Source organism: Pseudomonas mendocina (assembly GCA_037482215.1).
GTDB classification, from domain to species: domain Bacteria; phylum Pseudomonadota; class Gammaproteobacteria; order Pseudomonadales; family Pseudomonadaceae; genus Aquipseudomonas; species Aquipseudomonas mendocina_E.
The window spans coordinates 548,055-561,204 of the sequence record CP148074.1 but is presented as its reverse complement, the minus strand read 5'-3'; the positions used below and the strand labels follow the sequence as shown (position 1 = coordinate 561,204).

The following is a 13,150-nucleotide window of genomic DNA, read 5'->3' as shown; positions in this document are numbered from 1 at the left end:
ACCCTTTGTGTTGGAGCCGATCATGTCCCATCCCTTTGCTGCACTCACACCCGACCTGGTGCTGGATGCCGTGGAGAGCCTCGGCTTCCTCAGCGATGCCCGCGTACTGGCGCTGAACAGTTACGAGAACCGTGTCTATCAGGTCGGCATCGAAGGCGAACAGCCGCTAATTGCCAAGTTCTACCGCCCGGGACGCTGGAGCGATGCTGCCATCCGCGAAGAACACGCCTTCAGCATGGAACTGGCCGAATGCGAAGTACCAGTGGTGGCGCCTGTCAGCCTTGAAGATGAAACCCTGTTCAGCTACTCAGGCTTCCGCTTTGCTCTGTTCCCCCGTCGCGGCGGTCGTGCACCGGAGCCGGGCAATATGGATCAGCTGTACCGCCTCGGTCAGTTGCTCGGCCGCCTGCATGGCGTCGGCTCGTTCAAGCCGTTCGAACACCGCGAGCATCTAAAGGTAAGCAACTTCGGCCACGAATCACTGGCGACCTTGCTGGACGGAAACTTTATTCCGCAGAGCCTTTTGCCCGCTTACGAGTCCGTCGCCCGTGACCTGCTCAAGCGACTGGATGAGTTGTTTGCCTCCCACCCTTGTCAGTCGATCCGTCTGCACGGTGACTGCCACCCCGGCAACCTGCTGTGCCGGGGCGACAGTTTCCATATCGTCGATCTAGATGACTGCCGCATGGGCCCGGCGATTCAGGACTTGTGGATGATGCTGGCCGGCGAGCGCCACGAGCGTCTCAGCCAGTTGGCCGAGCTAGTCGAGGGTTATCAGGAGTTTCACGATTTCAACCCGCGCGAGCTGGTGTTGATCGAAGGCTTCCGCGCCCTGCGCCTGATGCACTACAGCGCCTGGCTGGCGCGGCGCTGGGACGACCCGGCGTTCCCCATGAGCTTCCCTTGGTTCGGCACGGAGCGTTACTGGGGTGAGCAGATTCTCACCCTGCGCGAACAGATCGCCGCGCTGGATGAGGAGCCGCTGCGGTTGTTCAGCTAACGCTGCAGCGCCGCAATGGTCTTGTGGATAACCTCGTCCACCGAGGCTGGGGGCTGCCAGTTCAATCGGTTTTGCGCCTTGCGGCTGTCGACCCGTAATTCACCACACAGGCGCTGGGCAGCCCCGGACGCGCCCAACAGGCGCAAACCGGCACTCAACAGACACGCGGGCACGGGCACCAGCCATGAGCGCGAGGCGAGTGCCGCACGCATTTTCCGGGTGAGTTCGGCGACTGTGAGGTCGTGCCCGTCGCTGATAAGAAACAGCTCGTTGGCTGCTGCCGGATGGCTTGTGCACAGGCTGAGAAAGTTCACCAGATTATCCAGCGCCACCAGGCTACGGTGGTTATGTAGCGCCCCCAGCGGCAGTGGACGGTTGCGGGCCAGTGCTTGCAACAAGCGCAAAAAGTTGGCCTGCACGCCCGCGCCGTACACCAGCGGCGGACGCACGATGACCCATTCCATGCTGTGCTCTTCACAGAACGATTGAACCAGCTGTTCGGCTTCCCATTTAGATTGGCCGTAAGGGTCTTGCGGGTTAGCGGGATCGCTTTCGCTGAAGGGCTGAGCGTCGGTGCTTTCGCCATTGACCTTGATCGAACTGACAAACACAAAGCGACGTACACCCGCCTTGGCAGCGGCCTGCAAGAGTGCGTGTGTGCCCTGCACATTGACCGCGCGGAAGGCTTGCAACGGGTCGCTGGCGGTTTCATTCATGACATGCACACGGGCCGCCAGATGCACGACCACGCCGATCCCCTCCAGCAGACCGGCAGGGACTTCTCCACCGGCCAAATCACCCATTTGCCGCTGCGGCACAGACCAATCACTGACTGGCGTACGCAACGCCGCAACGACGTTACTGCCCGGAGCAGTAAGCAGATGATCAACAAGGGCGCGCCCGACGAGGCCTGATGCGCCGGTCACCAATACACTCATGCAGAATGACTCGATCAGATTCAGATTATCCCGGTATCCGTAAGCGGGATTCTTGATCGCGCATAACGCCTGATTGCTGCAGTCCGGTCAACAGCAGACTCAATTTTCCACCACCAGACGCAAGCCCAGATGCGCAGGCGGTGTGCCAACCGAGCAGGCTCCGGCAATCGGATCGCGGACAAAGTCGGACAAGGCACTGGCATGCCTGCCCGCCGCTATGCGAACCCCGCAAAAGCCTTCGCCAGCGGAAAGCCCCGGCGACTGGCCGAAGCAGGTCTGTGTCCACTCCCACACATTGCCGCTGATATTCAGCAGCCCCGCGTTGTTGCGCTCTTGTTCGGCAAATGTCAGCAGTGTTTTTGAGAGCGGCCCACGCCGGGCTTCCTGCTCGTATTCCTGCAGCCAGCGCTGCGCGGGATTGGCCAGGTTATCCACAATGGCCTGATCCTGCACAAAGGCTTCACCGGCAGCAGCCACCCACTCAGGGTAGTCGGGCAGGCGGAAAAACTGCCCGGTCTGATGCGACAACCAAGCCGCATAGGCTTGGGCGTCCAACCAGCTCAAACCGGTGGCAGGCAAGTCTTCCGCCTGGCTGACCTGGCGCTGCATGATGGAGAACGCCGCAACATGCTCATCATAAGTCGCCGGACTACCCGGCAACTGGTAACTCACCGTGCTCGCAGGAATCGCCAACAGAGCCACCTCCAGAGGCGGCTCGGAGGGCGAACAGGCTGTCAGCATCCCCACAGCCAGCAGGCCTGTGCATAACGCCTTCACCGCAGCATTACTCGCTGGTGATCGGGCCGGGCTCTTTGATCTGCTTCATCAGATCATCATTCCACTCACCCTCAACCTTCACGTGCCCAGCTGCGCCCAGCTCCATGGCTTCGATCAGGTTGTGGTTGACGTAGGCGTACACGCCGGGCTGCTTGAAGGTGTACAGCGCGGCACCGGCAGAGCCGCCCCGAATAAACCAGGTTTCCAGATCCTTCTCAGGCGGATTGGCAAATTTGCCGGTTTCCCAGACCCAATCGCCGTGGCCGCCGATCAGGTGCGGGCGGGTGTCGCGGTTGGCTTGGGAGTGGATAAACAGCACCGTCTCACCGACTTTGGCGGTCATGGCGTTCTCACCGGTCAGAGCACCGACTTTGCCGTTGAACACTACATGGCTGGGGATAAGTCCGCGCATGGCTTCGCGGGTTTCCGGGTAACTGGCCATCAGGCTCGGATAGTCTTTGTACTTGCCGTCTTTATCCTTGGGGATATACAGGTCGAACTCGCCAATGGTGTAGGCGCGGTCGTAATGCAGCTTGTTACCGGCTGGATCTTTCAATCCGTCACGGGGCAGCACCATCAAGGTGCCACTCATCCCGGCAACCACATGCCAAGCCACCATGCCTTCCGGGGCGCAGTGATACACAAACGTGCCGCTGCGATCGGCCTTAAAACGCAGCACAGCCTCCTGCCCGGGCTGTACCAGTGTGAGCTTGGCGCCGCCCAGAGCTCCGGTCGCGGCATGGAAGTCGATGTTATGCGGCATGCTGTTAGTAGCAGGATTAACCAAAGTCAGTTCAACGTAGTCACCTTCGTGAACCACCATGGTCGGCCCCGGCATGGAGCCATCAAAGGTCATGGCTTGTAGCGTGGTGCCTTTGCCGTCGATGACGACTTTCTTCTCCTCGATGGTCATGCGGAACTGAACCACTTTGGGCTTTCCACTTACAGCCTGTTCATGCACATGCACGTTAGGTGGCGGAACCAGGCTGACTTTGACCCGCTCAAGCCCTGCGGTGTTGTCGGCCTGTGCATAACTGCTGCATACCAAAGTGGCGGCCAATGCGAGGGGATTAAGGCGTTTCATGTAGCTCTCCTTAGCTGAGGGATGTCTACATTGCACGTCAGCTCCACTGCGATTTTGTTGTCCTGGAACAACAAACGCCTTGAAATCCTGTCTGCTGTGTCAACTTGACTCAGCCACTACAATGTACAGTCAGTAGCACCGGCATGGTCTGGACCAAGCTTCAGCTCCACTTCTCCAAGGATATTCATGAGCACTGTCAATCCGCGCCGCGGATACATACTGGGCCTTGCGGCCTACACCATCTGGGGCCTGTTCCCGCTTTATTTCAAAGTTATCCAGAGCGTTCCGGCGCTTGAGATCATTGTTCATCGGGCACTGTGGTCTGCCCTGTTCGGCGCGCTGATGCTGCTGGTGTGGAAACACCCCGGCTGGTTGCGTGAACTATGTGCAAATCCCAAGCGCTTTGCGATTCTGGCCTTGAGCGGTGTGCTGATCGCTAGCAACTGGCTGGTATATGTGTGGGCTGTGAATAACGATCGCATGCTGGAGGCCAGCCTGGGCTACTACATCAATCCGCTGGTCAATGTGCTGTTGGGCATGCTGATACTCGGCGAGCGTCTTCGCCGCTTGCAGTGGTTGGCGGTCGGGCTGGCGACAATCGGTGTGCTGGAGCAAGTCTGGCAGTTCGGCAGCCTGCCTTGGGTGTCGCTGGCACTGGCTCTTACATTTGGCTTTTACGGCCTGATCCGAAAGCAGGCACCGGTTGCTGCCCTGCCGGGCTTGGTGGTCGAAACTTGGTTACTGCTGCCCCTGGCCATTGGCTGGCTGCTGCTACACCCCGCTGCGCAGAGTACTCAGCCGGAGTTCTGGAGCAGCTCCGAAGCCTTTTGGCTGATGGCTGCCGGACCTATCACCCTGATCCCGCTGGTGTGCTTTAACGCGGCAGCGCGGCATCTGCCCTACACCACACTGGGCTTCCTGCAGTACCTGGCGCCGACGCTGGTGTTACTACAGGCCGTATTCCTGTTCGGCGAACCCCTCTCCGGCAGCAAGCTTGTAGCCTTCCTGTTTATTTGGGCCGGGCTGGTGGTTTACAGCGTGGATGCATGGCTGAATCTACGCAAAAACGCACTGAGCAAAAATTAACCAATTCTCGCAAAATCACGGGGCATCAGGGTTGCAGACTGTTGCCCCCGGTTTATCCACAACTCCGTCCCCGGCGTTTGTGTGTAAGCTCAAATGGCTGGTTATTTTTTGACCGCTCGCATCAAACCTAGACAGCACTAAGGCTTGATTGAATGCTCCGCAAATCGCTCACAGACTTATCCACGTAGCACGGGGATAACAGCACCCTGCGGCCCTTATGCTGAGGCAGCACGTCGTAGCCACCACCTTCCCGGCGGCAGCCCCCAGCACACACGCCTACATCTGATCAAAAAACAATCAAACCTTTACACACCCCGTCATTCCTGGGCTACAGCGGAATACCCCAACCTTATCCACAAAGCAGTCCCCTCCGTTTGTGCGTAACGCTTTGGGGCTGTTTATTTTTTGACCAGCCTACTCAAAGCCCCGTGGCACTAGCGTGTGGGATCTGACTCCCCAAATGGCTCACAGAGTTATCCACGCGACTCGTGGATAAACGGTCCCAGCGGGCCCGAGTTATCCCTCCTGCGCAGTTGCGCGCCACTAATCGAGAGCAATCGTTATGGCCACTCTGGTCACTCAAAGATTCAGCGAAAAAATGATCAAATTTTAATCAAAACTCTGGAGAGCCTGCCCTTTCTGGTTTGTAGAGAACTGCCCCCGCTTTATCCACAGTTGCATCCACGCGCTTTGTGAACAAGCCAACACGGGCGGCTATTTTTCAATCACTTCTCTCTGAGCCACGGCTGCCGTGGCCTGGCACTCGGACTCCCCAACACACCCACAGACTTATCCACGCACTAGCTGAACAACTGCCGTGCTGCTCCTTGGAAATAAGGCGTAGGCAAGGGATGGGCTCAGCTCACGCCCCGATCACAAGACATAGCAGGTCGAGTGTTAAAGAAACTGATCATAAAACAACCAACCAGCTACAGACCGCAGAAATCATGGGTCTTAGCCCTATACCCCCGGTTTATCCACAAAGCCATCCCCGCCATTTGTGCGTAAGCAAACTCTATTGCTCATTTTTCATTCATTCCGCGCAATCGCAGAGGGCACTAGGGATTCAGACCAGACTCCCCAAAGCACCCACACACTTATCCACGCTCAGGGTGGATAACGCAGCCACGACCATCCCGACTGCGATGGACACATCAGCATCGCTGCACAACCAACAGCGAATGATCACTTTGTGATCAATCCTCTAAAAGCCTTAGCAATCGTGGCTTACAGGGGATTGCTCAGGGCTTATCCACACGACAATCCCCCGCGTTTGTGTGTAAGCAAAACCAACTGAATAAATTTTAATCAATTCCCGCAAAGCCTCGTGCTGTGGGGGTTTGCGGGGCTACTCCCCATGGCACGCACACACTTACCCACAGCCGCCGTGGATAAAGCCGGCCTCAACTTTCCGCGTGCAGTTTCAGCTCCACCATCAACTCATCCGCCAGCCCTTCGAGATGGGTCTGCAATTGCTCAAGGCTCAAGCTCTGCGGAACCGCCAGTAGGGCCTGCGCTTGAAACAACAGCTCGCCACTCATGGGAGCTGGAATAACTTCGGTATTTAAGCGTTCCAGATTGACACCGTGACTGCTGAGCAAACGGGTGATGTCACGGACGATGCCGGGACGGTCGTTACCGACCAGTTCCAAGCGGATCACCTGCCGAGCACCTACCGGCTCGCCGCCAGCCTCGGCCACATGCACACGAATGCCTTGCCCCTCAAGCTCCCTCAGGGCCGCCACAAGGTCTGCGTGTGAACTCAACGGCGCGGCTATGCGCACAATCCCGGCAAACTGCCCGGCCATACGTGCCATGCGGCTCTCCAACCAGTTACCACCATGGTTGCTGATGCATAAGGCTATTCGCTCAACCAGACCCGGCTCATCCCGGGCGATCAGCGTCAGTACTAAATGCTCCATACTTGATCACCTCCTTAAGCGTTCACTGAAAGGCTAGTCGCCTGCGCTACAAATGCCTAATCAAGGCGCTTGGAGGTCGTTTTTTCAGGTTATGTAGTGACCGTCCGACCGACTAAAGTCGCAGGCCAGTGCACATCCGCTGCTTTTCAAATGATCTTCATGTAGTATTCCGCGCCTCGGACTACAAAATTATTTTCCCCTGTCCGAAGCGGCTAAAAAGTAGAGCTGAGCAGAGTGAGGCTAGTGATGACTGAGCGCGTTCAAGTAGGCAGCTTGCAGGTTGCCAAAGAGCTGTACGACTTCGTAAACAACGAAGCCATTCCGGGTACCGGCCTGAGCGCCGACAAGTTCTGGGCAGGTGCGGAAGCGGTCATCAATGACCTGGCTCCGAAAAACCGCGCCCTGTTGGCCAAACGCGATCAGATCCAGGCGCAAATCGACAGCTGGCACCAGGCCCGTGCCGGTCAGGCCCACGATGCCGTGGCCTACAAAGCCTTCCTTGAAGAGATCGGCTACCTGCTGCCAGAACCGGCTGACTTCAAGGCCACGACTCAGAACGTCGACGAAGAAATCGCCCTCATGGCTGGCCCACAGCTGGTTGTGCCGGTGATGAACGCTCGCTTCGCACTGAACGCCTCCAACGCCCGCTGGGGTTCGCTGTACGACGCCCTGTATGGCACCGACGTAATCAGCGAAGAAAATGGCGCAGAGAAAGGCAAGGGCTACAACAAAGTCCGCGGCGATAAAGTAATCGCCTTCGCCCGCGCCTTCCTCGACGAGGCCGCGCCGCTGGAGTCCGGCTCCCACGTCGATTCCACCGCCTATGTGGTAGCCAACGGTCAGCTGCAAGTCAGCCTGAAAAACGGCAACAGCACCGGTCTGAAAAACCCGGCTCAGTTCATTGCCTTCCAGGGCGATGCTGCTGCACCGAAAGCGGTTCTGCTCAAGCACAACGGCCTGCACTTTGAAATCCAGATCGACGCCAGTACTCCGGTTGGCAGCACTGACGCCGCCGGCGTTAAAGACGTGCTGATGGAAGCCGCGCTGACCACCATCATGGACTGCGAAGACTCCGTTGCCGCTGTTGATGCAGAAGACAAAGTCATCGTCTACAAAAACTGGCTCGGCCTGATGAAGGGCGACCTGGCGGAGGAAGTGTCCAAAGGCGGCACCACCTTCACCCGCACCATGAACCCGGACCGCGTGTACACCAAGGCAGATGGCAGCGAGCTGACCCTGCACGGCCGCAGCCTGCTGTTCGTGCGTAACGTCGGCCACCTGATGACCAACCCGGCGATCCTCGACGCTCAAGGCAACGAAATCCCGGAAGGTATTCAAGACGCGCTGTTCACCAGCCTGATCGCCATCCACAACCTCAATGGCAACACCACCCGTAAAAACACCCGCACCGGTTCGGTTTACATCGTGAAGCCGAAAATGCACGGTCCGGAAGAAGTGGCGTTCACCAATGAAATCTTCGGCCGCGTTGAAGACGTCCTAGGCCTGACCCGCAACACCCTGAAAGTCGGGATCATGGACGAAGAGCGTCGCACCACTGTTAACCTGAAAGCCTGCATCAAGGCTGCCAGCGAGCGTGTGGTGTTCATCAACACCGGCTTCCTCGACCGTACCGGCGACGAAATCCACACCTCCATGGAAGCAGGCCCGGTTGTTCGTAAGGCCGCCATGAAAACTGAAAAGTGGATCGGCGCCTACGAGAACTGGAACGTGGATATCGGCCTGGCCACCGGCCTGCAAGGCCGTGCCCAAATCGGTAAAGGCATGTGGGCCATGCCGGACCTGATGGCAGCGATGGTTGAGCAGAAAATCGCCCACCCGCTGGCCGGTGCCAACACCGCCTGGGTTCCGTCCCCGACTGCCGCCACCCTGCATGCCTTGCACTACCACAAGGTAGACGTGGCAGCCCGTCAGGCTGAGCTGGCCAAGCGTGAGCGCGCTTCGTTGGATGACATCCTGACCATCCCGCTGGCCAAGGACACCAACTGGAGCGACGAGGAAATCCAGAACGAACTGGACAACAACGCTCAGGGCATCCTCGGTTATGTAGTGCGCTGGATCGACCAGGGCGTCGGCTGCTCCAAAGTGCCGGACATCAACGACATCGGCCTGATGGAAGACCGCGCGACCCTGCGTATCTCCAGCCAACTGCTGGCCAACTGGCTGCGTCATGGCATCGCCACTGAAGAGCAGATCGTGGCTAGCCTCAAGCGCATGGCGCCGGTGGTTGACCGCCAGAACGCCAATGACCCGCTGTACCGCCCACTGGCTCCGGACTTCGATAACAACATCGCGTTCCAGGCTGCTCTGGAACTGGTGATCGAAGGTGCCAAACAGCCGAACGGTTACACCGAGCCGGTACTGCATCGCCGTCGCCGTGAGTTCAAAGCGAAAAACGCTCGCTAAGACTGACGCATAAAAAAACCGCCCTACGGGGCGGTTTTTTTATTTCACAAACAGCGGCTTTATACGACCAACGTTAGCTTATTGCTTTGCCCGTCCGAGAAGACAGACTGTAGCCGTGAGTGATCCGCATTGGCCGGTAACTTAAGCCCTAGGCCAGGAATCTCGATGGCAGACAGGTCGCCATATTCATAATTATGGACAATCCACACCTGCTCGCTTTGCATGAACTCAATGACGGCCGGAGAGACCCTAAAGCTGGCAGACAGTCTTTCTATATCCAAAGACTCGACGCCTTGCCGACGCTCATATCGACGGGCCCGCACTTCATTGTATTTAGCCCACATAAGCAGAATTGCGCCGATCACAGCCCCGGTAATCAGGTAGACCAATAAAGTTTCCAATGTTGGTTTGATACCCATAAGCAGGTTGAGACTGATCGCGCCCATACTGCCTCCGATCAAGTCCCGTACTCCTATAACAATCAGACTGATGAAGCCAACCCAAGCAATGATGGTAAGTAATGCATCAACTGAGCGCGGCAACCAATGCTGCTGCGTCCTGATCAATAGCGACATGATTAATTCCTTTTAATCCCACGATCCGGGCTGACCCAACGAGCCCGTTGTTGTTTAGCTTTAAGCATGACCTTAGGAAAGCTGACCAGTGTGGTGAACAACGTCAGCAGCCAGAACGCCATCGGGTACCAGATGATCCAAAACAATGAGTGCGTCAGGTTCTTCTCATAACGCCGCTCGATCATCAGGCTGACAGCAAATTGCATTAAGCAAACACACGCTAAAACCAACCCTGTGAAGGCCGGTGGCGCCAGACGTGAAACCTGTAGGTTTTCAGGTAACTCGACAACATGGCCCAATCCCCATAGCACGATGGATATGGCAAAGGTGAATGCCCAAATGGCGGACAGGGTGAACTCAGCGAGAAGCGGCCACATGTAGCGGAAGCGCCACTCCCAGATGGTCCGAATGTTTTTCAGCAGCACCTCCGCGCCCCCCTGTGCCCAACGCAGACGCTGCTTCCACAAGCCGCGCAGGGTTTCCGGCATCAGAATCCAGCACAGTGCCCGTGGTTCGTAAAAGATGCTCCAGTGATCCAGCTGCAGCTTCCAGCTGACGTCGATGTCCTCGGTAATCATGTCCGGGCTCCAATACCCGATACGATCCAGCGCACTGCGGCGGAAGGCTGCGATCACCCCTGAGACGGTAAACACCCGGCCATAAACCCGCTGGGTGCGTTTGATCAGGCCGATAATGGATGAGAACTCGCCCACTTGAATCCGCCCGATCAGCGTTGAACGTGTGCGGATACGTGGGTTGCCGGTTACCGCACCGACGCGCGGGTTGTTGATCAACGGGGCTACCAGATAACTCGCTGCATCCTTGTCCAGCAGGGCATCGCCGTCGATGCACACCAGGTATTCGCTGCGCGCCGCCAGCGCCCCCATGCGCAGAGCAACTGCCTTGCCCTGGTTTTGCGCCAGATGCAGCACACGCAAGCGGGGTTCGTTAGCGGCCAGGCGGTCCAAGACTTCCCCGGTGTTGTCGCGGGAGCCGTCGTTGATGGCAATAACCTCAATCTCGGAATAGCGCTGAGCCAGCGCGGCACCGATGGTTTCAACCGCGTGCTCCCCCTCGTTGAAGCAAGGGATCAGGATGGTGACAAGCGGCTGCCCTACTAATTCCGGCGGCTCTACATCAGCGTCACGAGACCACGGCCAATGCCGCTCCCAGTGCAACCAGTAGTAAAGGCCTCCGGATATCCACAGGGCCGACATAAACAACGGGTAAAGAAAAATGAAGTCCAACATGACCTGCCCGGTCAGTGTCAGCGCAACCCCAAAAGGTGCGCCCAGGACAACGGCCAGAATCAGCAGTGCGTAAAAACGATCAATCATGGCAATGGATGCCAAGCATTGGAAAATGCCGGGCGAATCTCCTGCAAGCGGGGTTGGTCATTGATGAAGTCGTCGGGGTAGTAGCCATAGCTGCGCACACCATTCCATTGCAGGCGGCGCATCCACTGCACCAGCAGCTCGCTGTCTACCGGCTTACCCTCCGGGTTGCTCCAATCGCGGGCCTGCAACTCGAACACAGTTCGAGACAAGGCATTGGGGCGCTCAGCGACACGCTTGACCAAGGTGTCCAGCCAGGCGTTGGAATCTTCTTCAGAAACGCCTTCCATCAGCGGCATCGCCATCGGCGCGGTCCAGTCATACGCCTCCAGGAAGTCATCCAGGTTCTGTGCGAACCATGTTTCGCTGTAGGGATTGAGGATCGGCTGGGCGTACATATTGCGCGCCGTTTTGATCTGCGGCCCGCGGATTGCTTTGACCTTGGCGGTCAGCTCATGGGTGAAATCAATCAGGTAGCGACTCTTAAACCGGCTCCAGCGCTGCAACGTGTCTTCATCGCCGCGCAGGCTGGCGATGTCACCTGGCAGTCCGGCTTTGCGATAAACCGCAAGCGCCGCAGGGCTTGCGTCTTCGAAATCGGAGAGCAACGCGTCGTCGTGGTACAGCACACCGGTAAAATTGCCGTGGCGGGCCAGGTCTTCATAGATTTCACCGATCTGCCGACGCACTTCCGGGTCAAACGGAGACAGACGCCGGTATTGCTCGTGGCTCACCGCAGTGCGCCCATCCTCAGACCAACTTTCAACACGGGGTAATGCGGGATCAAGGTCGTAACTCAGTACCGGCATCCACGCATACACCTCCACTTTGGCCCGGGTACGCAGTTGCCAGGCAACCCGGTTAAACAGGTCGGCACGCATCGGCAAATGTCGGTTGGGGAAATACAGCGACTTCACCAAACCATCGCCCTTGGGATCGGCATAGGCCTGCAAGAACACGGTATTGATGCGCATATCGGCAATACGCTGGACCAGCTCGCCAAGGTTGGCATCCATTTGCTGCGGATCAGGGTCGTAAACGTAGTCGAGGTCAACGTGAGCGATACGCATCATCTGTGATGCATCCACGCTGGTGATCTGTTGTGCAAAACGGCTGATATCCGGATCACCGCTGATCAATTGACGCGGCCCATCCTGGAGCGTGCTCAAACGGCTCATGCCGTCTTCGAGAGTCAATGCCAGCTCATAGCCCTGCTCACCAACAATCCTCAACGCCGTGCCACTGGCTGCGCCGTAAGGCCAAACCCAGACCCGGGGTGTGCGCCCAGTCGCGGACTTGATCTTATCCGTGATGCGCTGCACGTCTTGTGTGATACGTGCGGTGTACTGCGCTTCAGTTTCATATTGGCCAGTACGGCTGTCATACAAACGGGTGACGGCAGCTGGTTGCAGGTTACCCTGCGGGTTAGCCAAGGCCCCAAAATGCAGGGCGTTGGTGTGTGACGCGATCTCTACCAGACCGCTGTCGGCAACTTCCTTAATCTGCTTCCAGGTCAAAAAGCGTGAGCGCTCAACCGGGAGACCACCAAAATCTACCTTCTGCCCGACCGGTGTATCCGTCCAGACGCCGACCGGAGCCATTACGGCATGCCATTGATAGGCTTTGAGCAGCGGCAGAACGCGCTCGTAAAAACTGCTATAGCCATCATCGAATGTCAGCAACACAGCTTTATCCGGCAATGTGCTCTGGCTTTTACGAGCCGCCAATATCTGGTCTACCGACACCGGGTGAAAGCCATTGACCTTCAGCCAGGCAAACTGCTCAGCCAGGTTGGCTGTACGCACAGACATAAAGGACTGATCAGCGTTGGCATCTTCCACATCGTGGTAAGCCAACACCAACACTTGGCCTTTCGGCCAGTGGCTTTCAGTCGGTTCGATAACCCGCTCAGACGGTGGCGTAAACGGAGGCGCCTCAACAGCGCACGCGTTGAGCACCAGCAGTGCCAGCACAAGCAGCACACTGCGATAGACAGTAACCATCAGTGAG

General features: G+C 57.6%; 10 protein-coding genes. 3 read left to right on the top strand and 7 right to left on the bottom strand.

Annotated features, from left to right (window positions below):
* Window positions 1-22: 22 nt before the first annotated feature.
* Window positions 23-1,000 (top strand): serine/threonine protein kinase, encoded by a 978-nt coding sequence (locus WG219_02380; GenBank protein WXL26356.1) that lies wholly within the window; start codon window positions 23-25, stop codon window positions 998-1,000.
* On the opposite strand, the gene WG219_02375 is transcribed toward WG219_02380, so the two are convergent.
* From WG219_02375 to nirK, 3 genes are all read right to left on the bottom strand, one after another.
* Window positions 997-1,938, bottom strand: a complete 942-nt coding sequence (locus tag WG219_02375; protein WXL26355.1) for an SDR family oxidoreductase — start codon at window positions 1,936-1,938, stop codon at window positions 997-999. The genes WG219_02380 and WG219_02375 overlap by 4 nt on opposite strands.
* A 99-nt stretch (window positions 1,939-2,037) precedes the next feature.
* Window positions 2,038-2,679: an SUMF1/EgtB/PvdO family nonheme iron enzyme gene (locus WG219_02370; protein WXL26354.1), complete on the bottom strand. Its 642-nt coding sequence runs from the start codon at window positions 2,677-2,679 to the stop codon at window positions 2,038-2,040.
* A gap of 43 nt (window positions 2,680-2,722) precedes the next feature.
* Entirely contained in the window at window positions 2,723-3,799 is a 1,077-nt protein-coding gene (nirK, locus tag WG219_02365) for a copper-containing nitrite reductase (GenBank protein WXL26353.1), read from the bottom strand.
* A 186-nt stretch (window positions 3,800-3,985) separates the two neighbouring features.
* On the opposite strand from nirK, the gene rarD reads away from it, so the two are divergent.
* Window positions 3,986-4,885 carry an EamA family transporter RarD gene (gene rarD, locus WG219_02360; protein WXL26352.1) on the top strand — a complete coding sequence of 300 codons (900 nt, stop codon included), beginning with the start codon at window positions 3,986-3,988 and terminating at the stop codon, window positions 4,883-4,885.
* A 1,403-nt stretch (window positions 4,886-6,288) separates the two neighbouring features.
* Here the strand turns inward: rarD and WG219_02355 are convergent.
* Window positions 6,289-6,807, bottom strand: coding sequence for an ACT domain-containing protein (locus tag WG219_02355; protein ID WXL26351.1), 519 nt, complete (start codon window positions 6,805-6,807; stop codon window positions 6,289-6,291).
* Window positions 6,808-7,053: 246 nt separating this feature from the next.
* On the opposite strand from WG219_02355, the gene WG219_02350 reads away from it, so the two are divergent.
* Complete coding sequence (locus tag WG219_02350; GenBank protein WXL26350.1) at window positions 7,054-9,231, top strand: malate synthase G; 2,178 nt, start codon at window positions 7,054-7,056, stop codon at window positions 9,229-9,231.
* A gap of 59 nt (window positions 9,232-9,290) precedes the next feature.
* On the opposite strand, the gene pgaD is transcribed toward WG219_02350, so the two are convergent.
* From pgaD to pgaB, 3 genes are read right to left on the bottom strand one after another with little or no spacing between them, the layout of a single operon-like run.
* Window positions 9,291-9,806 (bottom strand): poly-beta-1,6-N-acetyl-D-glucosamine biosynthesis protein PgaD, encoded by a 516-nt coding sequence (pgaD, locus tag WG219_02345; GenBank protein ID WXL26349.1) that lies wholly within the window; start codon window positions 9,804-9,806, stop codon window positions 9,291-9,293.
* A gap of 2 nt (window positions 9,807-9,808) precedes the next feature.
* Window positions 9,809-11,143 carry a poly-beta-1,6-N-acetyl-D-glucosamine synthase gene (gene pgaC / locus WG219_02340; GenBank protein WXL26348.1) on the bottom strand — a complete coding sequence of 445 codons (1,335 nt, stop codon included), beginning with the start codon at window positions 11,141-11,143 and terminating at the stop codon, window positions 9,809-9,811.
* A complete protein-coding gene (gene pgaB, locus WG219_02335; GenBank protein WXL26347.1) occupies window positions 11,140-13,143 on the bottom strand; it encodes a poly-beta-1,6-N-acetyl-D-glucosamine N-deacetylase PgaB in 2,004 nt (667 codons plus the stop codon). The genes pgaC and pgaB overlap by 4 nt, the downstream gene beginning before the upstream one ends.
* Window positions 13,144-13,150 lie beyond the last annotated feature (7 nt).

Excerpts from the sequence above, each read along its gene's own strand:
- pgaD (WXL26349.1), bottom strand. The coding sequence starts at position 9,806 with ATGTCGCTATTGATCAGGACGCAGCAGCATTGGTTGCCGCGCTCAGTT.
- WG219_02375 (WXL26355.1), bottom strand. The coding sequence starts at position 1,938 with ATGAGTGTATTGGTGACCGGCGCATCAGGCCTCGTCGGGCGCGCCCTT.
- WG219_02380 (WXL26356.1), top strand. The coding sequence starts at position 23 with ATGTCCCATCCCTTTGCTGCACTCACACCCGACCTGGTGCTGGATGCC.
- WG219_02370 (WXL26354.1), bottom strand. The coding sequence starts at position 2,679 with ATGCTGACAGCCTGTTCGCCCTCCGAGCCGCCTCTGGAGGTGGCTCTG.
- WG219_02355 (WXL26351.1), bottom strand. The coding sequence starts at position 6,807 with ATGGAGCATTTAGTACTGACGCTGATCGCCCGGGATGAGCCGGGTCTG.
- pgaB (WXL26347.1), bottom strand. The coding sequence starts at position 13,143 with ATGGTTACTGTCTATCGCAGTGTGCTGCTTGTGCTGGCACTGCTGGTG.
- rarD (WXL26352.1), top strand. The coding sequence starts at position 3,986 with ATGAGCACTGTCAATCCGCGCCGCGGATACATACTGGGCCTTGCGGCC.
- WG219_02350 (WXL26350.1), top strand. The coding sequence starts at position 7,054 with ATGACTGAGCGCGTTCAAGTAGGCAGCTTGCAGGTTGCCAAAGAGCTG.
- pgaC (WXL26348.1), bottom strand. The coding sequence starts at position 11,143 with ATGATTGATCGTTTTTACGCACTGCTGATTCTGGCCGTTGTCCTGGGC.
- nirK (WXL26353.1), bottom strand. The coding sequence starts at position 3,799 with ATGAAACGCCTTAATCCCCTCGCATTGGCCGCCACTTTGGTATGCAGC.